This is a genomic window from Streptomyces sp. NPDC043685 (genome assembly GCF_056436585.1).
Genome location: NZ_JBWKCH010000016.1, coordinates 1 through 22156, shown reverse-complemented (window position 1 = coordinate 22156; position 22156 = coordinate 1). Strand labels below are relative to the sequence as shown.

The 22156-nt window shown below is 67.8% G+C and carries 23 protein-coding genes and 1 pseudogene; 11 read left to right on the top strand and 13 right to left on the bottom strand.

Annotated elements, in window-relative coordinates; all coding sequences use genetic code 11:
• Positions 1-62: 62 nt before the first annotated feature.
• Entirely contained in the window at positions 63-317 is a 255-nt protein-coding gene (locus tag AC0665_RS36530) for a hypothetical protein (protein ID WP_478610757.1), read from the top strand.
• Positions 318-324: 7 nt separating this feature from the next.
• Here the strand turns inward: AC0665_RS36530 and AC0665_RS36525 are convergent, their stop codons facing one another.
• Both AC0665_RS36525 and AC0665_RS36520 read right to left on the bottom strand, forming a co-directional pair.
• Positions 325-1167: an NAD(P)H-binding protein gene (locus AC0665_RS36525; protein WP_478610755.1), complete on the bottom strand. Its 843-nt coding sequence runs from the start codon at positions 1165-1167 to the stop codon at positions 325-327.
• Entirely contained in the window at positions 1164-1703 is a 540-nt protein-coding gene (locus AC0665_RS36520) for a nuclear transport factor 2 family protein (protein WP_478610753.1), read from the bottom strand. Before AC0665_RS36520 ends, AC0665_RS36525 begins: the two co-directional genes overlap by 4 nt.
• A 134-nt stretch (positions 1704-1837) precedes the next feature.
• On the opposite strand from AC0665_RS36520, the gene AC0665_RS36515 reads away from it, so the two are divergent.
• Positions 1838-2722, top strand: a complete 885-nt coding sequence (locus tag AC0665_RS36515) for a LysR family transcriptional regulator (RefSeq protein WP_478610751.1) — start codon at positions 1838-1840, stop codon at positions 2720-2722.
• A 349-nt stretch (positions 2723-3071) separates the two neighbouring features.
• On the top strand, positions 3072-4775 hold the full coding sequence (locus AC0665_RS36510; RefSeq protein WP_478610749.1) for a SpoIIE family protein phosphatase: 1704 nt from the start codon (positions 3072-3074) through the stop codon (positions 4773-4775).
• 241 nt (positions 4776-5016) lie between these two features.
• Here the strand turns inward: AC0665_RS36510 and AC0665_RS36505 are convergent, their stop codons facing one another.
• Together AC0665_RS36505 and AC0665_RS36500 are read right to left on the bottom strand one after the other, a co-directional pair.
• Entirely contained in the window at positions 5017-5355 is a 339-nt protein-coding gene (locus AC0665_RS36505) for a thioredoxin family protein (protein ID WP_468639902.1), read from the bottom strand.
• A gap of 267 nt (positions 5356-5622) precedes the next feature.
• Positions 5623-6762 (bottom strand): PucR family transcriptional regulator, encoded by a 1140-nt coding sequence (locus tag AC0665_RS36500; RefSeq protein WP_468414565.1) that lies wholly within the window; start codon positions 6760-6762, stop codon positions 5623-5625.
• Between the two features lie 86 nt (positions 6763-6848).
• On the opposite strand from AC0665_RS36500, the gene AC0665_RS36495 reads away from it, so the two are divergent.
• From AC0665_RS36495 to AC0665_RS36485, 3 genes are all read left to right on the top strand, one after another.
• On the top strand, positions 6849-7904 hold the full coding sequence (locus tag AC0665_RS36495; RefSeq protein WP_478610747.1) for a ferredoxin reductase: 1056 nt from the start codon (positions 6849-6851) through the stop codon (positions 7902-7904).
• A gap of 7 nt (positions 7905-7911) precedes the next feature.
• Positions 7912-9033 carry a fatty acid desaturase family protein gene (locus AC0665_RS36490; RefSeq protein ID WP_478610745.1) on the top strand — a complete coding sequence of 374 codons (1122 nt, stop codon included), beginning with the start codon at positions 7912-7914 and terminating at the stop codon, positions 9031-9033.
• Positions 9034-9535: 502 nt separating this feature from the next.
• Positions 9536-10045, top strand: a complete 510-nt coding sequence (locus AC0665_RS36485; protein ID WP_478511554.1) for a DinB family protein — start codon at positions 9536-9538, stop codon at positions 10043-10045.
• Between the two features lie 171 nt (positions 10046-10216).
• Here AC0665_RS36485 and AC0665_RS36480 read toward each other — a convergent pair whose 3' ends face one another.
• Positions 10217-10867 carry an SMI1/KNR4 family protein gene (locus AC0665_RS36480; RefSeq protein ID WP_478706693.1) on the bottom strand — a complete coding sequence of 217 codons (651 nt, stop codon included), beginning with the start codon at positions 10865-10867 and terminating at the stop codon, positions 10217-10219.
• A 302-nt stretch (positions 10868-11169) separates the two neighbouring features.
• On the bottom strand, positions 11170-12162 hold the full coding sequence (locus AC0665_RS36475; protein WP_478610742.1) for a phosphotransferase: 993 nt from the start codon (positions 12160-12162) through the stop codon (positions 11170-11172).
• Between the two features lie 335 nt (positions 12163-12497).
• On the opposite strand from AC0665_RS36475, the gene AC0665_RS36470 reads away from it, so the two are divergent.
• Positions 12498-13031, top strand: a complete 534-nt coding sequence (locus tag AC0665_RS36470; RefSeq protein ID WP_478610740.1) for a hypothetical protein — start codon at positions 12498-12500, stop codon at positions 13029-13031.
• A 191-nt stretch (positions 13032-13222) separates the two neighbouring features.
• On the opposite strand, the gene AC0665_RS36465 is transcribed toward AC0665_RS36470, so the two are convergent.
• Genes AC0665_RS36465 through AC0665_RS36455 form a run of 3 tightly spaced genes read right to left on the bottom strand, consistent with a single transcriptional unit; the run spans position 13223 to position 15305 of the window.
• Entirely contained in the window at positions 13223-13957 is a 735-nt protein-coding gene (locus AC0665_RS36465; protein WP_478706692.1) for a peptidoglycan recognition protein family protein, read from the bottom strand.
• A gap of 35 nt (positions 13958-13992) precedes the next feature.
• A complete protein-coding gene (locus AC0665_RS36460; protein WP_478610737.1) occupies positions 13993-14448 on the bottom strand; it encodes a peptidase associated/transthyretin-like domain-containing protein in 456 nt (151 codons plus the stop codon).
• Positions 14400-15305, bottom strand: coding sequence for an MmyB family transcriptional regulator (locus tag AC0665_RS36455; protein ID WP_478610990.1), 906 nt, complete (start codon positions 15303-15305; stop codon positions 14400-14402). The genes AC0665_RS36460 and AC0665_RS36455 overlap by 49 nt, the downstream gene beginning before the upstream one ends.
• A gap of 27 nt (positions 15306-15332) precedes the next feature.
• Here AC0665_RS36455 and AC0665_RS36450 point away from each other — a divergent pair, with 27 nt between their 5' ends.
• The gene (locus AC0665_RS36450) at positions 15333-15506 is read left to right on the top strand and encodes a hypothetical protein (protein WP_478706691.1); all 174 of its coding nucleotides are present in this window, start codon (positions 15333-15335) and stop codon (positions 15504-15506) included.
• Positions 15507-15683: 177 nt separating this feature from the next.
• Here AC0665_RS36450 and AC0665_RS36445 read toward each other — a convergent pair whose 3' ends face one another.
• The 3 genes from AC0665_RS36445 to AC0665_RS36435 all read right to left on the bottom strand — a co-directional run bounded on the left by AC0665_RS36445 (position 15684) and on the right by AC0665_RS36435 (position 17856).
• A complete protein-coding gene (locus AC0665_RS36445) occupies positions 15684-16805 on the bottom strand; it encodes a nucleoside/nucleotide kinase family protein (protein WP_478706690.1) in 1122 nt (373 codons plus the stop codon).
• Positions 16806-17089: 284 nt separating this feature from the next.
• Positions 17090-17494, bottom strand: a complete 405-nt coding sequence (locus AC0665_RS36440) for a hypothetical protein (RefSeq protein ID WP_478706689.1) — start codon at positions 17492-17494, stop codon at positions 17090-17092.
• Positions 17495-17679: 185 nt separating this feature from the next.
• The gene (locus tag AC0665_RS36435; protein ID WP_478706688.1) at positions 17680-17856 is read right to left on the bottom strand and encodes a double zinc ribbon domain-containing protein; all 177 of its coding nucleotides are present in this window, start codon (positions 17854-17856) and stop codon (positions 17680-17682) included.
• 594 nt (positions 17857-18450) lie between these two features.
• On the opposite strand from AC0665_RS36435, the gene AC0665_RS36430 reads away from it, so the two are divergent.
• The 3 genes from AC0665_RS36430 to AC0665_RS36420 all read left to right on the top strand — a co-directional run bounded on the left by AC0665_RS36430 (position 18451) and on the right by AC0665_RS36420 (position 20976).
• Positions 18451-18936, top strand: a complete 486-nt coding sequence (locus AC0665_RS36430; protein WP_478511565.1) for a RidA family protein — start codon at positions 18451-18453, stop codon at positions 18934-18936.
• A 126-nt stretch (positions 18937-19062) separates the two neighbouring features.
• Positions 19063-20169, top strand: a complete 1107-nt coding sequence (locus AC0665_RS36425) for an alanine racemase (RefSeq protein ID WP_478706687.1) — start codon at positions 19063-19065, stop codon at positions 20167-20169.
• Positions 20170-20241: 72 nt separating this feature from the next.
• Positions 20242-20976: an SDR family NAD(P)-dependent oxidoreductase gene (locus AC0665_RS36420; RefSeq protein ID WP_478706686.1), complete on the top strand. Its 735-nt coding sequence runs from the start codon at positions 20242-20244 to the stop codon at positions 20974-20976.
• A 990-nt stretch (positions 20977-21966) separates the two neighbouring features.
• Here the strand turns inward: AC0665_RS36420 and AC0665_RS36415 are convergent.
• Positions 21967-22156, bottom strand: a pseudogene (locus AC0665_RS36415) (FAD-dependent oxidoreductase); the annotation flags it as partial.

The following is a 22156-nucleotide window of genomic DNA, read 5'->3' as shown; positions in this document are numbered from 1 at the left end:
CCCGGCCTGGGAGACAATCGAAAGAGATACACAGCTTCTCTACTGTGAAAGGAGGGAAGACGGTGGGTCTCAATACGCAGGTGAACGACGCGCAGGAGCAAGCGTTCGAAGAGAACGCGGCCGATTTCGCGCAGCTGGAGCCTCAACTGGAAGAGGTGCGCAGGAGGGCCCTGTCCCGCCTCGAGAACGTGGGGCTGACAGGGGGAACGGACATCCTGAACTGCCTGCTCTGCACGGTGTGCCAGGGGTGGACCCTGGGCGACGACCACAAATGCGGCAGCTGTTCCCACCGCTGGTTCGCGCACAACGTGAAGTAGCGGTTGGTCATCCGCGGAAGGCGAGTGCGTTGTCGCGTGCCCAGTCGGCGAAGGTGAGTGCGGGCCTGCCCAGCAGCTCGTGGACCGTGCTGGTGGTGGGGCCCGGCCGGACGGCGTAGTCGGCGAGCGAGCCCAGCAGCCGGTCGGGCACTTCTTCGGGCAGCCCCTGGGCGAGCATGCCCTGCCGTACCTGCTCGGGCGGCAGTTCCTGGAAGGACAGAGTCCGGCCGATGGCGGCGCCGATGAGCCGTACCTTCTCGCTCTGGTCGAGTGACTGAGGGCCTGTCAGTGTGTGGATCGACTTGCCCTGAAGGGTCCCCCGCAGGGCGAGTTGGGCGACCGCTGCGATGTCGGTTTCGTGGAGGGGGGAGGTGGCGGCCCGGCCGTACGCGCCGCGCACCACGTCACCGGCCTTGATCTGGGGTGCCCAGGCGAGTGCGTTGGCGGCGAAGTCGGCCAGGCGGAGGATCGTCCAGTCCAGGCCCGAGTTCATGACGGCCTTCTCGGCGTGTTCGAACTGGGCGGCGAAGCGGGCCTCTCCGGCCGGGTATTCCACGGTGGTCGCCGACAGCAGCACCGCACGTCGTACGCCTTGCTCGGCGGCGAGCCTCAGCAGTTGACCGAGGCCGGGCCCGACGGCGCGCGGGCTGATCTGCAGCGCTTCCACTCCGTGCAGCGCCGCCTCGATCCACTCGGGATGGAACAGGTCTCCGCGGACGGCCCTCACGCCGTCGGGGAACCGGGTCTCGCCGCTCCCGCGCGTGACCGCGGTGACGGCCGTGCCCTCCCCCAGCAGTTGGTCGATCACCTGACGTCCTACGACGCCGTTGGCTCCCGTGATGAGGATCATGACAGTTGCTCCTTCGCTCGATGCGTCGATGTGAAGAGGTGACCGGCCGACACCGCTCGCGCGGTGGGAGACGTCGAAGGGGTGTCCCGAGCTTGGGGTGGCGGTGAGCCCGCGAGCGGCGACAAGTCCACGTACCTGACCTCGTAGACGCGTTCGCTGAACTTCCAGCCGTCGGGCGTGCACTGGTAACGGTCGTGGTACAGCGCGTGGTTCAGGTGCGAACTGCCGTCACGCATCCGCCCGAACTCCTGGATGTACGCCCGGCCGGTCGCGGTGTCGCCGTCGTCGTCCAGCCGGATGACGCCCGGATGGACGTGCTGCACGAAGAACTCCCAGAGTCCTTGCCCCCATGCGACCCCCGCGCGGATCTCCTCCCGGCCGGCGAACTCCTTGCCGATGTGCGGCCATCGCATGATGCCCTCATCGGTGAACAAGGAGGCGACACGGTCGTAGTCACGCATCATCACCGCGTCGGTGCACTCGGCGCGCAGCGCCTCGATCTCGAAGCGGTCGACGATGGCCTGCACATCACTCATCGATGCCCTCCCTTTTCGATCGGTGGGTCAGGGGTGCTCCGCCTGTCCGGTGGGGTTGTGTTACGAGCATCGACGCAGGTCAGTGACCGAACAAGATAAGATCCGCGGGGCTATCCATAACTCGGGGGTTATGTATGGAGCTGCGCGACATAGAGATCTTCCTGACGTTGGCCGAGGAACTGCACTTCGGCCGTACCGCCGAGCGGCTTCGGGTGTCCCAGGCCCGCGTCAGTCAGGTGATCCGCAGGGAGGAACGCCGCCTCGGTGTCGCCCTGTTCGACCGCACCAGCCGGCGGGTGGCCCTGACGCCCGTCGGCCGGCGCCTGCGCGAGGACCTCCAGCAGGCCGTCGACCTCCTCCAGGCAGGTCTCGCGCGGGCCCGGGCGGCCGGCACGGGCCAGACGTTACGGCTGGGTGTGTTCGGCCACGCCGGACACGAACTGCGCCCTCTCGTCGACGCGTTCCGCACCCGCTGTCCCGGCAGCGACATCCAGTTCGGCGAGATCAACGGCAGCGATCCGTTCACCGGCCTGCGCACCGGCGAGCATGACGTGCATGTGGTGTGGCTGCCCGTCGCCGAACCGGATCTCACGGTGGGGCCGACGGTACTGACCGGGGCCCGTGTCCTGGCCGTGGCGGAGGACCATCCGCTGGTCGCACGCGGCACCGCGTCCTTGGAGGACCTCGCCGACAACCGCGTGGTCGACCTGGGCCCCGACGCCCCCGACTACTGGGTGGCGTCCATGATCCCCATGCGCACCCCGCTCGGCCGGCGCGTCCCGCGGGGGCCGGTCGCGCGGACCTTCCACGAAGTGCTCTCGCTGGTCGCCTCGGGGGAATGCGTGCAGCCACTGGGCGAGGTCGCCGCCCGCTACAACAACCCCCCAGGCATCGTCTTCCTGCCCCTCCCCGACGCCCCTGCCCTCCCATGGGCCCTGACCTGGCGCTCCACGTCCGACAACCCGGCGATCCGCGCCCTGGCCGAAACAGCGGCGGAACTCGGGCCGATCGTGTTGTGATACCGCCGGATCGGGACCTTGGTGTCCGACTCCGTAAGACGACGTCGGGACCCGGCGCCCGACTCCATGACGGCGCGGCCGGCTCGGATGGCGTGGCGACGGCACACCCCCGCATCTGCAAGCACGCCGACGACCATGTACCGAAGGCCCGCCGGGCGAGCTCCTGGTCAGTACGACTTGGACGTCGAGACCGGAGCCCGTTCCCTGCCGCTCGGACGGAGCGTTGAAGCAGGTCGTACCGATCGTTGTCGACTCCGGAGTCATCCATCCGCTGATGTGCCGGCCTGCCGACGCGTCCGCGGTTTCCGGAGAGGGTTTGCATGACTGGAAAGGCGGCATGGTGGAGGACATGGGAGATGAGTGGCGGTGCCGGTCGGCGGCCGAGCCGGATTTCTGGCAGCAGGTCGTCCGACGGATGGGCACGGCTCTCATCGTGGTGGACTCCACCGGACGGATTCTCGCGGCCAACCCGGCCGCCGAGCGCCTGCTGGGCCGCGCCGCCGCCGCCATGCGGGGCGAAGACGCACACGATCTGCTGCACCGGGATGCGGCCGGCGGTCCGGTTCCCCGGGGGCAGTGTCCGCTGCTGCGGGCCCTGGCCGAGAGAGCCGAGGCACGGGGGGAGGGTGAGATCTGTCTGCGCGGTGACGGCCGTCTGACCGCGATCTCCTGGTCCGCTTCTCCTCTGAGAGACGACAGCGCCTTCCAAGGCATGGCCGTGCTGTTGACCGACGCCGCCGGTGACCGCAGCACGCGTCGGCAGCGGGCGGCCTACACGCGTGCTCTCGAGGACCGCACCGAGCGGCTGACGCTGGTGGCGGAGATCACCGACGTGCTGGGTCAGACACTGGAGATCGACGAGGCCCTCGCCCGTCTGGGCCGTCTGCTGGTTCCCCGCCTGGCCGACTGGGCGGCGGTGGACCTGCGGATCAGTACCGGACAGGTCCACCGTGTGGCGGTGACGGGCCCGGGGGGCCGCCACGCCGCGCACGAGGACTGGCGCGAGCGCCTGCCGCAGACGGAGGTGGGAGCCCGCTCTCCGCTGGTCCAAGTGCTGAACGGCGGTGATCCCGTCCTGCAGCGCGAAGCTGACGTCGCCGCACCGGCCGGCTCTGCGCTGGCCGCCGTCCACAGCGGCTTCCTGCGGACGGTGGGCGCGACATCCGCCATCACGGTGCCGCTGGGCTCCCCTCGTCAGGTCACCGGCGCCCTGACGCTGGTGCGCACCGACCCAGCGTCCCCCTTCGACACCGACGACCTGAAAGTGGTGAGCGACATCGGCCGCCGGGTCGGGCTGGTCATCGACAACGCCCGCCGGTTCGGCCGACAGCGTGCCGTCGCCGAGGCGATGCAGCGCAACCTGCTCGCACCGCTGCCCCGGCTCGGCCGCCTGCAACTGGCCGCCCGCTACCAGCCAGCCCCGGCCGGCTCCCAGGTCGGTGGCGACTGGTACGACGCCTTCGAGCTGAAGGACGGCACGCTCGCTCTGGTCATCGGCGACGTCGTGGGTCACGATCTCACCGCCGCGGCCGGCATGGCACAACTGCACGGCATCCTGCGGTCACTGGCCTGGGACCGCACCGGACCGCCCGGTGCCGTCGTCGACCGCCTCGACGACGCTCTGCCCGCCATCACCACCGTCCCGATGGCCACCCTCGTCCTCGCCCTGCTCGAAGGCGACCCGCACACCGGCCCATGGACCCTGCGGTGGACCAGCGCCGGGCATCCGCCTCCGCTCCTGCTGGCCCAGGACGGGCAGGCTCAGTACCTCGAAGCCGGGCAGGGGCTCCTCCTCGGCGCCGGTTCGGGCACCGTCGGCAGCCGGCCGAACGCCGCGCAGTCTCTGCCGCCGGGTTCCACCCTGCTGCTCTACACCGACGGCCTGATCGAAATCCCCGGCAGCGACCTCGACACCGGCCTCACCCGTCTGCGCCACCACGCCCTCGCTCTCGCCCACGAACCGCTCGACACCCTGTGCGATCAGCTACTCGACCGCATGCCGCCCGGCAGCACCGACGACGTGGCCCTGCTCGCCCTGCGACTGCCGTCCTGAAAGGCACTGACGTGCTCAATTGCTCAGTGTTGGACTGCCAGGGGCGTTGTCCGTCGAGACTGGCGCCGTGATGCTGCGCTCTGCCCGAGATCGTGGCAGCAGCCGGGCGGCTGCCGGACGCGACCGCGATCGACCGCGTTCTGTGACCTGTGGGGGTGTCTCAGCCCCAAGGTGTCTCAGGAGGCCCAGCTCCTGTCGATCAGACGTGACGGGCGTAGCGGCCACGTGCCGCGGCGGCCGCTCAGACGTGGCCGTCGAGGACCTTCCGTACCTCGGTGATGGTCATGGGCCCCGTGCCGTGCGCCACCGCCTCTCCCTGCTTCAGCAGGACGTAGGACGGAGCCCCGGTGATCCCGTATCGCTCGGTCGCGGCCGGACAACGCGTGATGTCGACGCGGACGGCGGTCAGACGGCCCGCGTAGTCGTCGGCGATGCCACCCACGACGAGGTCCATCACCCGGCAGGGCTCGATTGCCTTGGGCCATGTCCCGGTGAAGTACGCGAGGACCGGAACTCCGCTCATCCCGAGGATGAAGTCGAACTCCGCGTCCTCACGGGGTCGGTGCACCCGCTTCGCCATGGAAGCTCCTGACCTTACGTTCCGTCATTCCATCCCCATCATCCCTCGCGCGGTGGGGCCAGGCCGACCCGGTCGGTCGTCCGGTTGGCCTGTCGGGAGGGAGGCACTGGGCCGACGCAGAACCACGGGTAGTCCACGGCGTAAGCGACCCGGCCCCCGGCCCCTGATACCCAGGCCTGGCCCCCCGGCCGGTCACCCAGCCGCAGCCGCACGAGGCACGGTTCCTGGGCCGCTCGCGGGCGCGGCGGTGGACGGCCGACGTACGCGTCAGCCGGCCCGAAGACCGACCGCCAACGTCAGTTCAAGGACCCGGTCCGGCGAGGCGAGATCCGGAAACAGCTCCCGCAGCTGCGACATCCGGTACCGGACGGTCTGGGGGTGGACGAACAACGCCGCCGCCACCTCCTCCCGCCTGCCCTGGTGCAGCAGCCACGCCCGCAACGTCTCCTCCAGGCGCCGCGCGGTCGCGACAGGCAAGGTCCGCAACGGTGCGAGGGCTCGGGCACGCAGGTCTGCGAACGCGTCCGCATCGGCGCTCAGCACCAGCTCGGGCAGGTGGTCCTCGGTGTCGCGAATATCGGAGGACAGGGAGCGCGCGCGAACGGCTCGTGCGTACGAGGCGGACACACGCGTCCATGGCCGGGCCGGGCCGACCACGGCGGTGCGGTCCGTCAGTTGCCGCAAGAGATGTGATCGGTCCGCATCGGGAACGAGCAGCACACCGGTGGCATCCGGCAGATCGTCGAGGACGAGGGTGCTCGGGTCGAGCACGCGGTAGGCAGGCCGGGCCTGGGCGGCGGGCAGCAGCACCGCGGTCAGCGCAACCGGGGGCTGCCACCCGGCCCGTTGAGCGGAGACAAGCAGTACGTCCGGGCTCGCGCCGGCGAGGAGGTCGCGGGCAAGCTGTTCCAGGTGGCGCTCGTGCGCCCTGCCCTGGGCGGCCAGTTCGTCGGCGTGGCCCGCGGCGCTCGCGGCGGAGAGCTCGTCGATGTAGGCGAAGGTCAGCTCGGCGAACTTGGCGACCTCTGCGGCGGGCAGACCTGTGGATACGGCGCCGGCGGCCAGGCAGCGCCAGGCTACGCGGGCGCCGACGCGGTAGGCGCTGAGCAGGGCGTCCATCGAACGGCCGTCGCGTACCTCGCCGCGGCCAAGCTCGTAGGCCGCGTCACCGCCGTCGCCGCCCGTGGCACTGCCGCTCGCGAGGTCCAGGTAGTGTCCCAGGGCGGTGCGGACGGCACGGCGGATGGTGCCGCCCATGCTGCCCGAAAGGGCGTTGGCGTAGGAGGGGACCTCGTCGATGATCGCCTGGACGACCTCGTCGGCGGTGGTTTTCAGCGCGGCCCGCAGTGCGGTGACCGTCCTCTCATCCAGGGCCAGCTCGCTGGCCCTCTGGATTGCATGACTCATGTTTTGTTCCCTGCGAACAATTCAGGCGACCTGATTCACATCCTGCGGTCAGGACTTTACGCCCTGAGGCACAGCAAGCTGGAGTCATGACGAGTACAGCCCTCCGTAGCAGGGCGTGGAAACTGCTGGAGATGGTCACGACGCCGCTCCTGCCGTCGGACTACCTCGACCTGGTCAGCCCGCTGCGTGCGGGTGCTGACCTGCGTGGGCGCATCGAGGCCGTGCACCCCGAGACGGGTGACGCCGCGACCCTCGTGATCAGGCCGGGACGGGGCTGGCGCGGCCACACGGCCGGTCAGTACGTGCGGATCGGCGTCGATGTCGACGGGGTGCGCCTGTGGCGTGCCTACTCCATCACCTCGCCGACAAACCGCCGGGACGGCCGCGTCACGATCACCGTGAAGGCGATCCCGGGCGGCAAGGTCAGCAACCACCTGGTCCGCAGAGCGAAGCCGGGCACGCTGATCCAGCTCGACCAGGCGACCGGTGACTTCGTGCTGCCGCAGGCCAAGCCCGCCAAGGTGCTCTACCTGACGGCCGGCAGCGGCATCACGCCCGTGATGGGCATGCTCCGGGACACCGAGTTCGACGACGTCGTCATGGTCCACTGCGCGCCGCAGCCGCAGGACGTGATCTTCCGTAACGAACTGCACGATCTGGTCGCGGACAAGAAGCTGCGCCTCACCGAGGTGCACACCGACATCGACGGCATGCTCGACATCGCCCGTCTCGACGAACTCGTGCCCGACTGGGCCGAGCGCGAGACCTGGGCCTGCGGACCCGCGGGCCTGCTCGACGCCGCCGAGAAGCACTGGAGCGATCACGGCGTACCGGAGCGCCTGCACACCGAACGCTTCCGTCCCAGCGTGGTCGTCACCGGCGACGGCGGCGAGGTCACCTTCAGCACCACCGGCAAAACCGTCGACGCGGACGGCGCCACGCCGTTGCTGGACGTCGGCGAGGAGGCCGGTGTGCTCATGCCGTCCGGGTGCCGCATGGGCATCTGCTTCGGCTGCGTCACCCCGCTCAAGGCGGGCGCCGTCCGCGACCTGCGCACCGGAGAGCTCACCGAGGCCGAGCCGGGCGTCCTGATCCAGACCTGTGTGTCCGCCGCGGCGGGCCCCTGCGACATCGAACGGTAGGAGCACTTTGACCGCCATTGACCCCACCGCCCACCTGACCGCGGAGCAGATCGAGGAGCTCGGTCGCGAGCTGGACGCGATCCGCGACGAGGTGATCGCCGGCCGCGGAGAGAAAGACGCTGCCTACATCCGCAAGGTGATCTCGGCGCAGCGCAAGCTCGAGCTGGTCAGCAGGGGCGTGCTGCTGTTCTCGATCTTCCCGCCCGCGTGGTTGATCGGCACCGCCGGTCTGTCCGTGGCGAAGATCATGGACAACATGGAGATCGGCCACAACATCCTGCACGGCCAGTGGGACTGGATGCGGGACCCGAAGATCCACTCCACGACCTGGGAGTGGGACCACGTCTCGCCGGCCGACCAGTGGAAGCACTCGCACAACGAGCTGCACCACACGTACACCAACGTGATCGGCAAGGACAACGACCTCGGCTACGGCATCATGCGCGTCGACGAGGACCAGAAGTGGCACCCCTTCCACCTCGGTCAGCCGCTGTGGAACTTCATCAACGCCTGCTTCTTCGAGTACGGCATCGCGGCGTACGACCTGGAGCTCGGCAAGAACCTGCACAAGCGCCGCCGCAAGAACCCGGAGTTCCGCGCGCGGGCCAAGGCCGTGGGCCGCAAGATCCGCAAGCAGGTGCTCAAGGACTACGTGATCCACCCGCTGCTGTCGGGGCCGTCGTTCCTCCCCACGCTCGCCGCCACGTTCACCGCGAACCTGGTCCGCAACATCTGGTCCCACTCGGTGATCATGTGCGGGCACTTCCCCGAGGGCGTCCAGGTCTTCGAGCGCCGGTCGATCAAGGGCGAGACGCGCGGCCAGTGGTACCTGCGCCAGATGATGGGCTCGGCGAACATCAGCGGCAGCAAGGCCATGCACTTCATGACCGGCAACCTGTCGCACCAGATCGAGCACCACCTGTTCCCGGACCTGCCGAGCAACCGGTACGCCGAGGTCGCGGTGAAGGTGCGCGCGCTGTTCGAAAAGTACGAGCTGGAGTACGTCACCGGGCCGTTGCCCAAGCAGGTGTTCTCCGCGTGGCGCAAGGTCTTCCGGCTCTCGCTGCCGAACAAGAAGAAGCCCCAGCTCAAGACGCCGGACCGCGAGCAGGAGCTTGTCGCGGCCTGATTGCCGGGTTGGGTTCAGATACTCCGGCCCCACCGGCGGCCGGACCCGGGCTCACCGCCGGCTTGCCGCTGTTCGGCGAGGACGGCGCCCGGTCTGAGTCAGGGCCGGGCCGTGGTCGGCTCCATGGTCGGGCCGACCACGCCGACCGCGGTGAGCTACTGGCGCAGGTCCAGTTAGCAGTACGCGTTCCGTGGGAGGGGCCGCGGCGCCTCTCCACACACTTTGGGTCGTCCAGGATGACCTCCGGGTCGGCGATATCCGCGCCTTCGAGGAACACGGCCAGGTCGCGGTCGCTGTAGGCAGCGCCACGGATTTCGTTCCGGCCGCAGCTGTTTCCCTTCGGCCAGCGTCACGACAATGTCGCGCCGTCGCCACCGGAGCTGAACAAGCCTTGCCAACCCGCGTGATGACAGTCGGGTCCGGCAGACGGCCATCCCGAGGGGGCAGTCGACGGGAGTGGATACTGGCCTCGAATTCAGGAACGACACGAGGAGCACGACCGGTGACCGGCGACAATCGCACAGGACCGCCTAGTTCTGGCAGCGAACGCGACATGCTGCGGGCTTTCCTCGACTATCACCGTGCGACCCTTGCCATGAAGTGCGAAGGGCTTACTGACGAGGAGCTTCGGCAGCAGTCGATGCCGCCGTCGACGCTTTCGCTGCTCGGTCTGGTGCGGCACATGGCAGAGGTGGAGCGCGCCTGGTTCCGTCGAGTGTTCGAGGACAATGACGCGCCCATGGTCTGGTCCGACAAGATCGACTTCCAGGCGGCGTACGACGCGAGCGCCTCGACCAGGGACGAGGCGTTCGGAGCCTGGGAGGCCGAGGTGGAGAACTCGCGTCGCATCGAGCGGGAGGCCCATTCCCTGGACCTGGCCGGGTACCAGCCAAGATGGGGCGAAGAGGTATCACTGCGGATGGTGATGATGCACGTGCTCCTGGAGTACGGCCGCCACAACGGGCACGCGGACTTTCTGCGTGAGGGCGTCGACGGGACGGTGGGCGCCTGAGTCCGCACGAACCCCGAGCTTCACATGCTGATCTGTTCAAGGCCGGGTGCGCGATGTCACCCGCGAGCATGTGTGCCGACGGACCAGGCGCCGCCGAGTTGGCGGGAGCTGTTCATGAGGCCGGAGGCAATGCCGGCCTCATGCCGGTATCTGGCGGTGGCCGCGCCGCACTCAGACTCGAAGCTCCCACTCAAGGTAGCCACGGCCCGACTCGTCCTTGGAGTTCGCGGGCCAGTACTGCAGGAAGGGAGTGCCTGTCTCCAAGGCGTTGCTCAGAGCTCGGAAGAGCTCAGTCAAACCTGTCGCCCAGAAGGTTCCGTCCAGGTCTCCGGATCCGATGCCCATCTCATACACATGCCCGTACGAAGGTCCGGGGCGGTGATCGATAAGGGCGACACCGCCGTCTTCGGGAAGAGCGAACGGCACACATCGATGCAGATTTGCGGCCAGTTCCTCTTCGTCCGCCGATCCCGCTTCGACGAAGTCTTCGCTGACCTCGACGAGCACGTCGTGCATCATCGCCATGTCGTCCACACTGCACAGCCGATGGTGCAAAGGGAGAAACGACCCAGCGGGCCGAACCGTGCGGGGGACTGTGCGCGGGCTCAGGTCGGCTACAGGCTCAGCGGCTCCATCGTGCAGGTCCAAGAGCGCCTTCAGCTCCGGGTGCAGGGCGAAGCCCAGCCGTGATTCCAGCTCGGCCTGCCGCTCGCGTCCCGCCGGCCTCCGCAAGGCTGCCTGGTCGGAGGGCGAGTGCGTCATAAGCCACGACTCGAAGCGAGTCCATTCACGATGGAACGCACCAAGATCTATCTGTGTCATGAGGGCGACGATAGACGGCTGCACCGACAACGAGACCTCACACGCTGCTTTCAGTCCCGACACGCTTACGGACGATCTACTCCCCAGTGTGCGGTGGGCCGAGGCCCGTCTGTACGAGTTCGGCGTCCGTAGGAACGGACGGCCCTTTGGGGAGGGGTGCTGGACTCTTGCGCGCGCCAGCCTGCAGGGGGGTTCCTCCTGAACAGGGGGCTGAGCACGGACATCCGGCTCCGGCGTCACCTGCTGGAGACACCTCTCCCATGAGATCGAGTGTTGGTGGCGCCTCGCCCAGCATCCCCCACTTACGTCTTGAGCCAAGTGGCCCAGGTCGGCATGGCCTTGAGCATCACGGCCATCGCCTTCACCGACTCCCTGAGTGCCTGAGCGAAGCCGGCCTGGTATTCCGGACTCCCGCCCCGGTGACCGCATGCCATCCACAGCTGCCAAGCCGAAGCTCCCACGCGTCCGGTGAACATTCCGGTGAACGCCGACTCATCGACCGCCCCAACTGCCCCTCCCCCAGCGACGTACCCGGAGAGGCAGGCTTCGACGATACGGCGCTCCGGCACTTCAAACCGGCGACCGAAGCCGGCGAGATGGAAAGCGGTGAAGACCAACTCCCACCACGGGTCCTGCGCTCCAGCGGCATCGAAGTCCAACACCACCGGCCCTTCGGAGCCGGTCAGAATGTTCTGGTGCCGGATGTCGCGATGCATGACCAACTTGCGTCGCCACAACTCCTGCTGATCTTCGACCATGGCATCGGCTTGCTCCACCGACAGCTTGAGGATGCGGACATCCGCCGCGCTGAGGACTTCGAGGCGTTCGGCCTGAGCAAACCACTCCTCCCACTCCCCCTGGGAGTACGACCGGTAGTCGCCATCGACGGTCGGATCGGCTGGAATCGCGCACCGCGCAAGGTCAGCGACGAGCCCGCCAGCCCATGCCGCCAACGGTTCGGACGTCGGCGCGGTCGGATGCGCGCCCTCGACGAAGCGCACCGCACGGGCGTAACAACCGTCCCCGACCGGTCGCCACAGCCCCGCTTTTCCCAGAGTCGTCGATTGCGGCTCGGGCATCGCGACACCGATCTCCCACGCGGCGGCTTCAAGCGCCCCTGCCTGGGCAGCCATGGGCAGCCAGAAGTCACCCCAGGGCTGGGCGATCTTCACCACCCATGAGCCGGAGTCAGTAACGGCCTTCCACACCGGGCTCTGCTCGTCATCCTTGAGCAGCAACGGGGCATCCAGCAACTGCCCCAAATCGAGCCGATTGGCCGCCTGTGCCAGGTTCATAGCCGGTCAGTCAACCCGCCAACCACCCCCAGCGGCAACCGGATTAGCCGCCGAGCGGAATTCACAGCGGAGCCGCGCGATCCCGATAGACGTGCTTGCACGTTCGGCCTTGTCGCGGGCCTGCTCGCCAGTGCAGTGACGTCGGCCCCTCTGCCAGGGAACAGAAGGGGCGCAGCGTCGGCCGGCTTCGCACGCCGCACCCTGACATCTGTCAGTGTCGCGCGGTTCCTTGCGGGATCTACGGTTCGAGGCGCTGACGCGGGAGAGCTCTTGGCCGCTACGGCACCTGGTGGAGCAGAAGATGTGAGCGCTCCGGTCGGGTCACAGCAGCAGCCGTGGTGACGACATCGCGCCACCGGATTGGCTGCATCGATTGCGACTACAAAGGGGATCAAATGAGCTTGAGAAGAATCAGAACACGGGCGGCTGCAATGGTCGTGACGATGATCGCCGCAGTCCTTGTTCCGCTGACGGTGCAGGCACCAGCACAGGCAGCACAGAACGGTGCGACGGGAACGACCGCATGGACACCGCAGATCTACCCATTGTTCTCTGGCGAATGGGTGAAGCGGGATGTGTCGGGTGACAAGCGGAGGGATGAGCTGATCGACTGCTCCCGGGCATCCGGGATCGCCTGCGTGGCGATTGGTCAGGGCGACGGCAAGCACAGCATTTTCCACCTGTTCAAGTGCGATACGCGGTCGCTCTCGAACTTCATCGACGCGCTCTCTGTGCGCAACAACCAGACTGGCGGGGCCCAGGTCCGTTTCTGGGGTCCCACGTACTCGTACTACGCCCTCGCGGACGGCAACATCTACAACTTCCCGGACTACGCGACGTACGACTTCACCAACCTCGATATCTGCTGAGGGGCACATCGACCCGGGCACGCTGATCATGGTGTCCGGGTCGGAAGCCTTTGCAGTGACGGCTGTGATGGTGCCGGCCCTCGCCCCGTTGCTGCTCGGCGACGCCGCCCTCGCCAGCGCCTACAACTGGGCATCCGCCCTCGGTCCACTCCCTAACAGTGATCGGCTAATCCACAACAAGGGACGCCATCTCACCGACTCCTTTCGCGTTGGCGCTCGACTGCTACGGGCTCGGTATCCGGCCAGAGGGTGGAGTGTGCACCCATGAAGTGGTCGTACGCCACCTGTGCCGCGGCGAGGACCTCGTCGTAGATCTGGTCCATGTACGGGCCGGCGCACACGGTCGAGGACCAGTGGTGGTGGTAGAAGAGGTTGCTCCTGCTCGGGCGTTCGCCGATCACCTCGGCGAAGTGCCAGCCGGCGAGACGAGCGGCGTTCTTCCAAGTCGCCTCGCCCACCGTCCAGTCGGGCGCGAGTGTCGCATTCGCCATTTCGATGCTGATCGAGCTCTGGTTACCGGCCGTGTTGCCGACGGCCCAGGCGTACTCGTTCACCTTGACGTACTGAGCGATGGCTCCCGCGGCGTCCACGTCGAAGTGGGCCGAAGCCGGACGTACCTTCCAGACGTCGAGTACACCCTGATGTGAAAGGCGGCCGGCGTTGTGGTGCAGCGTGACCGACGTCTTCTTGTACGAGATGTGGGTGACGTGGCCGGTTGCGCTGAGCTCGTCGATGAAGATCGCGACGGGACAGTCATAAGGGATGGTGGCGGTCGCTTGAGGGCCGGCCTCCGCGTCGTCCTCGGCGCTACCGACGAAGTCGCTCTCCGGAAGGTCGTCAAGGTTGTCGGTGCCGGGTCCATCGCCGGTATCGAGCCTTTCGATGACCGCCTGCACGTCCTCGCCATCGACATTCGTCTCGGACATGAAACCGTCCTTTCACCTGCGTCAGGCACGGCCCCTCAGACGTCGGCCTGCTTCGTGAAGTGCTCCATGAGGGCTGCCTGGATGTGCTGGAGGTACAGCGTGTGCTGTTTGATCTGGGACAGCCGGGTCGTGGCGTGGGCGGCGTACTCCGGCCCTTCCACGGCCGAGGCCAGAAGGTTGGCGGCGAGGACGTCGATGCCACGCGCCGTGTCCGCGAACTGACCCACGGGGATCAGACGGCGGTCGAGCGGAACGGCGTCGTCGGCGACCACATCGGTGACCAACGACGGCTGCCAGCTGTCCGCGTTGTTGAGCGAGTAGTGGGTGTCGAACCGGACGGTGACCGTCTCACCGGCCGGTACCTCGACGCTGTACGAACCGTCGTCGTTGGTGTAGGCGTGGTCGATCAGCGTGAGGTCGGGGCGGTAGACGCTGACCTTGATCATGGGGATCGGCTTGTCCCCGGTGATGGTGCGCACATGCCCGTACATGCGAGTCTCCTCTCGGGCGCGGCCGGAGTCGACGAACGCAAGTCTGGCTGCAATACAGACTTATGAGGCCGTTCAGGGCGTCTGATTCCAGGTTCGCCCCGTGCGCAAACCCTGTCAATTTCGCTCGGGCGTGCGTCCGCGCCGCGCAGTGCCTCCGACCGCAGATCACCCACTTCAGCGGGTCCGATGGCGGCCACCCTGGCCATCTTGGCTATGTGTGGACCCCGCTTTGGCTTGCGCCCTGCCCCCATGGCACGCCGCTGCGTAGGGGCACCATAAGACGGCGCAGTACCTCGCGGCCTGCGAGGCCACCGAGTAGCACAAAGGCTCGACACCATCTCCTCCGAGCCCAACGACGATGCTTGCCACCCGTGCTCAGCCGGCTGGGTCGGTCTTCTCTGCACGGGTGTGCGGCCCGGTGGCCGGAGCACCGGTCCAGCTGGCGAGGAGGCCGAGGGCTTCGGCGGAAAGCGCGGCGGGTTCGGGGTGTAGAGGGTGAGGGTCTGTTCGGGGTCGCCTTCCACGGCCAGGACCAGGTAGTCGAGGGTGAGGTCGCCGACGAACGGGTGGCAGAGGCGTTTGGTGCCGGTGGTGTGGGCGACGACGTCGTGGTCGGCCCACATGGGGCGGAAGGTGTCGCTGTGCAGGGACAGTTCGCCGATCAGCTCGGTGAGCTGTGGGTCGTCAGGGTGGCGTCCGGCGTACAGGCGCAGCATGGCCAGGCAGTCGCCGGCGACCTGCTCCCAGTCGGCGTACAGGGTGCGGGTGGCTTCGTCGAGGAAGACGTAGCGGGCGACGTTGCGTTCGCGGCGTAGCCTGGCTTCGAAGTCGGTGTACCCGGTCCCGAAACACGGCAGTCAGGGCGAGATGCGCGACACCGCCCATTGGACCGGGCGAGCGCCCTGCTGGCCCTCGCCGGCCAGAACCAGCCGCCGCTGCGTTTCGTCGTCGGCGCCGACGCCATCAAGGGCGTCACGGCCAAGGCGCAGGAGCTTCTCGCACAGGTCAAGGCCTCTCGTGGGCTGGGCAGCAGCCTCGGCCACGACGACGCTGCCTGACGCTGATCAGGGTGCTGTGGCCAGCCCCGTACATGGACCATGGACAGATCGTGGCCGGTCTGGCTGCCGCACACTGGGCCGGGCCCTGCCGGCGACAACGTGGTTGCTCCGGAGGACCGCCGGCTCACCGAGGCGCACGGTGAGTCGGCGGCCGGCCCGGCCCCGCTTGAAGTCCCGTCAGCTCGGACGCCACACCTGCTTGCACAGCTCTGACAAGACGCCATCGGCAGTGATCGCGTCGGCTACCTGCTCGACGGTACGTCCGTCGGTGTCGATGCGCAGATCACCGATCCCAGCATCCTCCAGGCTGGCCGCGGATGCCACCGCCTGGTCGGCGAAGTGGAGCAGGCGTGTGACGGACTGCCCCCGCAATGGGTCACCCGGTTGGACCCAACTGCCGCCGTGTCCACGGGACATGATGCGTTCCGTCAGGTGCTGCCGTCCGGCGTGCAGTCGGCACAGCGTGAGCTCGGCCGCAGGCAGCGCCTCGGCGTACGCCTTGACCGTGGCCTCGTCCTCGACCGGGCCGGACATGATCAAGCACTGGGCCCCAGCCGCACGGTAAGTCCGCCACACGGCAGCCAGGTTGCGGGCCTTGACCCGGTGGTTGGCGGGATCATCCGGAACCGGGCGACAGAAGCCGAGCTGGTCGAGATCGAGATACGCGGCGGTGGCACCAGCGCCCAGGGCTCTTTGGTAGACCTCGAAGCCGACCGTCGACTTCCCGACGCCGGTCGCGCCGCACAGCCACAGAACCGGGAGATCAGCGGAAGGTCCCACCTGCGCCAAGGTTGGGCTGCTGCCCGCAGCGGTGACCGCCGACGGCTCGGACGCGTCAGCTGACCGGCCAAGCACCGAGGCCGGCCATCCGCCGGTTCGCTCCCCGATACGCCGCGCCACCTCGTCCACCGGCAATCCGCTGGTGTCGACGCAGGCATCCGCGAAGGTGCTCAACTCCAGGGCATCGGCTTCCCGCAGCACCTCGTCGACCAACTCGGCAGGACCTCCGCGGCCGGTGAACCGCTGCCGAAGCACCTCCCGGCCGGCACGCAGGCGGCAGACCGTCACCGCGGCCTGCGGAATCTGGTCGACGTGCACTCCACAAGCGGGATCGACGACACCCGAGACGATGAGACACCGGGCGCCGGCCGCCTTGAAGCCGGCCACCACCGCATCAACGTTGCGTGCCTTCAGACGGTGCCGCCCCGGATCCCCCACAGGCTCGGGGTAGCAGATCCCCAACTGGTCAGTGTCTACGAAACCGCTCTCGATACCGGCCCGTATGAGGTGGGAGTGCATCTTCCAGGCAACTGTGGTCTTACCGACTCCTGGCGGACCACAGAGCCACAGCACGGGGAGCACAGCGACGCTCACCGACTTGCCGCCAGATCGGGGCCACGCGTCGTCAGCTCCTCATGCGCGTGTTCGATGACATAGACCATGGCCCCGGATTCTTTCCATCGCGCACGTGCTTGTCGACAGATTTGAGTACGCTCGCGGCACCTTCCCACGAGGATCAGAAAAGGACGGTCTTGCATGCGGCGGGGGCTGGCCAGCAGCCAGGGGTGCGGGTCGCTGTCACGTCATTGCGGGTCACTGCTCTCAGTAGGGAACGCCGCGTACAGAGCTTCGGCATGCACCGCGTCCCATTGACTGATGCGCAGGCGCTCCACCCCACCGTCGTGTCTGCGCAGTTCGATCTCCTGCCCTTTATCGAACTCCACCCGCACGTGCGGGTCTCTGCAGACCGCCTCGGCCTCACCCCGCATCACCTCGAACCAGATCCCGCGTATGGCATACCGGAGGTCATTGCCTCGGTGACGCAGTACTCGCACCCGACGGTCGGTCAACAGGAGTGAAGCGCGTCGCGGGATCAGGCCCCACAGTGTGCGTCCGTACGTCACCGCACAGCCGGCTGTCATCCGCTCGCCCTCAGGAACCCACTGGGTCAGACGTTCTCTATCCACCGACCACTTGGCCGCTTCCATCGCCATCCCCCTCGTCTTCCGCACGGCAGCGTCACTGTTCGGTGCTCATCTACCGAAGCCGGCACGAGAACCGGCCTTCGGTCGACCTCACGCGCTCGCGGACCGAGCGGAAGTCGGGAGGCGTTGTGCTCTTGTCGCCCAAGGGCATTCCCCGACAGGGAGGTGCGCCCGTGCATTCAGCCTTCTCACTGACCGGTGCGCCCCTCGAAGTCCCGCCGCACCGCCGCGCCCTCGTCCACGATCAGCCCACCGTCATCAGGGAAGTCCAAAACCGTGCCGCAGTGGCTGCACAACTTCCCGTCCTCCGCAGGCGTACCACATGCCTTACAGAACCGGTTTCCGTTCTTGATCTCGCTTGTCATGACTCTCCAAAGCAGCTCAAAGGGTTGGAGTTTGATGTGGAGTACCCATGGTGCCGACGTTGATTCACGAGATGCTGTGCATCAGTTGGTCGGGGGAGCATGTGGGAAGGGTCGTCTGCTCCTCTGGAAAGGGCGAGGGAACGGACTGGAAGGCAGGGGCTGCTTGCAGGTCCGGTAGGCGCATGCCAGGGCATCGCTGGCCCTCTCGTCGCCGTCCTTGGTGATCTGGCGGAGCTGAGCGAGGCGGCCACCTGGGCGTCGTGCCGTCTGCGGTACCCGGCCGCCACCTCGACGGCGCGGACCAGCCCCAGACGGCGCCCACACCTGGTCTGGCCCACCTGGAGTGAACGACCACGACAAGATGGTCGACAAACGACCACCCGAGGGCTATCTTGAGCCACCATGCGGCAACGAGCGATGGTGTCAGATGGTCGACAAACGACAATCGTGCGGTTAATTTGACCCCTATGCGGCATTCCTTCCACCCCTTCCTCAGAAGGAGAACAAGGCACAGATGATCGAGATACGTGCGAAGTGGGTTCTCGGGACCAGCTGCGGTGACCCCCGTCCTGCCCCGGCTACGGCGGTGGCGCAGTGAGCCGGCCTGCGACATCGGCCGCTGCGACCGGCTCGGCTGCGGGGCGGCTCCACGCCCTCGGCCTGGAGCTTCCAAGCCTCGGCAACAACCCTTACTACGTGGACCAGCGGGCGGTGGGGTCCAGCATCCACATCTCGGGCCAACTGCCCTACAGAGATGGTGAACTGCTGGGTCAGGGCATTGTCGGCCGGGACGTCGAGCTGGAGACGGCCCGGGAGCTCGCGCGCCACGCCGCACTCAATGCGCTCGCCGCCGCCGTGCAGGCGGTGGGAGATCTGGACCGGGTCCGCATAGTGCAAATGTTGGTTTTCGTGGCCAGTACGCCGGACTTCGGTCTGCAGTCGCGAGTCGCCAACGCGGCCAGCGAACTGCTCATCGAGGTGTTGGGCGAGAACGGACGGCACGCTCGCACCGCGATCGGTGTCGCCGGGTTGCCGCTCAACAGTCCGGTCGAGATCCAGATGGTCTGCACTGCGGTGTAGGGCCGGGCACGACAGTGGTGCAGCGTGGGCGCGCGTGATGTGGCGGACCACGCACGTGCGACATTCGAGGGAGTCGGTATCCGCGCCCCTCGCTCAATTCCCAGACACAAGCAAGAGGAGTGCAGCGTGAACCGGCTCCAGCGAGCACTCGACGCTCTGGTCGAGCGGGTCGACACCCCCGCGCCGATCGTGCTGGTCGACGTCGTACAGGACAACATCGACCGCATGCAGAGCTTCGCCGCTCAGCACGACCTCGATGTCAGGCCGCACGTTAAGACGCACAAGTGTGTGGAGATCGGCCGGCGGCAGATCGAGGCCGGGGCGGTCGGCATCACCGCGGGCAATGTCGGTGAGGCCGAGGTCTTCGCCGCGGCCGGATTCGACGACATCTTCCTCGCCTACCCGGTCTGGCCCGCGGGAACGAAGGGGACACGGATCCGCCGGCTCGCCGAGTCCGTCCGGCTGCGGGTCGGCGTCGACAACGCCGCGGCGATCGAGGCCCTCGCCGACGCGATGGGAGACGAACCGGACCGGCTGCAGGTCGTGGTCGAGGTCGACTGCGGCGCCCGTCGTTCCGGGGCGCCGCCCGAGGCCGCGGGCGACCTCGCACTCGCCGCCCGCAAGCGCGGCCTGGTGCCGGTGGGCGTCTTCACCTATCCAGGTCACGGCAGCTCCGGCCCGGACGCTCGCGAACGCGCCGCGCAGGACCAGGACGCCGCGCTGACCACCGCGGTACGCAGCCTCGGCGGCGTCGGGATCACCGCACAGGTGGTCAGCGCCGGCTCCACCCCCACCGTCGCGTTCTCCACCAGCAGCGTGATCACCGAGATCCGTCCCGGCGAGTACGTCTTCGGCGACCTGAACAACGCCCGGCTCGGCGCCTGCACGGACGACCAGATCGCGCTGTTCGTCGCTGCCACCGTGGTCAGCGACTGGGTCCCCGGCCAGGTCATCATCGATGCGGGCACCAAGGCCCTCAGCCGTGAAGGCAGCCTCGAGCGCGGCTACGGCCGGGTCGCCGGCAGGAAGGCCTTCCTGTCCAAGCTCAACGAGTACCACGGATTCCTCGCGCTGCCCGCGGGCGAGTTCCGCCCCAGGGTCGGCACCGTGGTGCCGGTGGTGCCGAACCATGTCTGCCCGGTCGTCGTCAATTTCGAGGAGTTCTTCGTCACCGACAGCACGGGCACGTCGCTGGAGCGGTGGCCGGTCGACGCCCGCGGATTCCTCAGCTGACCGGACTCGGCACGAGAGCCTCGTACCCGAGCCCCCGGCCTGACCGCCCATTTATGTGAAGGAGTGCCTGACATGAGACTCGAGAACGTCGCGGCCCTGGTGACCGGTGCCAGCAGTGGCATAGGGCAGGCGGTGAGTTCCCACTTCCGCCGCGAGGGAGCGCGACTGCTGCTCACCGGCCGCAGGGAGCAACTCGACACCGCCCAGCCCGACGACCTGTACGTCCCTGGAGACCTCAACGACGAGGCGTTCGTCGAGGCCCTGGCCAGCCAGGCCGCCGAGTCCCTCGGCACTGTCGACGTCGTCGTCATCAACCACGGCCTACAGGCCAGCAGCCCCCTCACCGAGATGCCCTACGAGGACGCGAAGAACGTACTCGACAGCAACCTGCTCAGCGCGTTCCTTGTGATGAAGCACTTCGCGCCGCTGATGCCACCCGAAGGAGGCTCCTTCGTCTGCATCAGTTCCCGACTCGGCATGGTCGGCAAGCCCGGGGAAGTCCTCTACTCCGCCGCCAAGGGAGGTCTCATCATGCTCGCCAAGGGCGCGGCGATCGAATGGGCCCCGCGCAACATCCGCGTCAACGTCGTCGCCCCAGGTCTGACCGTCACCCCGGTCATCGAGGCAGCGTTCCAGCGCAGCTCCGACCCGGAGGCCTACCGCCGCGAACGCGAGATGCAAATTCCGCTCCAACGCCTCGCCACCCCCGAAGAGGTGGCCGACGCGGCCCTCTTCTTCGCGTCATCGGAGTCGACGTACATCACCGGAGCGGTTCTCCCCGTCGACGGCGGGTACACCGCCTTCTGAGCACCTTCGCTCCGCATCCCCACCCTCGCTCTACATCCCTGACGAACATCACGAACAGCATCGGGCTGAACGGCCTGTCCTGCGTCTCACCTTCCTACGCGGACGACCGCCGACGGCAACATGACCGATCGACCACATGATCGAGCGCGTGCTGCAGCGAAGACGACATCCTCGTCCCCGGCCCTGATGGCAGCGAGCTCGTCGACGTACCGGCGGGCCCCAGCTGCCGCTCGGGGGGCGAGCCACCGATTGCGGCAACCGGCTGCGACGTTCCGTCCGTTCGTTCGCCGCCCTGGGCCATCCCGCTTCCCGCGCTCACTACTGCCCATGCCGGGCCCCGCGCAAGAACCGCACTCAGGCTCTCCCCTGCCTGGCCCACCCCCATACTCAGCGTGCGGCACCCGAGATCGATGAGCCTCCTGGACGGGGCTGTCCGGCTGTGGGGCCGGACAGCCCCTCTGGGCATGCACCGGCTGGGGCGAGGTGCCAGGTTTTCGGTCGCCGTAGTGGACGAGCCGGGCGACGCCGCATTCGCCCCAGGGCCGCAGACAGCGGTAGTCACCTGCCCGTCTGAGCCGATGCACTGCTCACGCATGGGGACATCCCATGCGTAAGTCGACTGAGGATGCCTCGCGTTGGTGGTGCTGCCTGGCTCGGGGCGGACAAGGTCAGTTGCTGATCGGGCAGGTGGCCCAGCAGTCGCGGCGCATCGGTGAGGCCCGCGTCGACAAGGTCGGCGCGGGCCTGGGGGACGATACGACCAGCCGAAGCATCCGATGCCATCGCCCAACGAGCCCATAGTCTGGCCGTCAACGCTGACCAGGCAGGTACGGCCTCCCGACCACGAGGTCCGAGCAGGCCAGGCCGATCTCATCCAACCCGTGGATCATCTCCCGGCCAAGCTGGCGGCGGCGGACGGTAGGTGGAGGGGTCGCAGGCCTCAGAGTGCCGTCAAAGGTACCGTCCGTCCGCTCAACCTCTTGGTCCTACCTACTTGATGATGTCCAGGAACTTGTAGAAGCCGCCGGCGAAGGGCAGGAACCAGGGCGGGCCGAAGTGGCCGGGGATCCGCTTGAAGGGCAGGGCGCTCCATGGGTTGGCGTCCGGGGTGCCGTTCATGTACGCGGCCATCTGCTTGCCCATGTGCGTGGCCATCTGGACGCCGTGGCCGGAGTAGCCC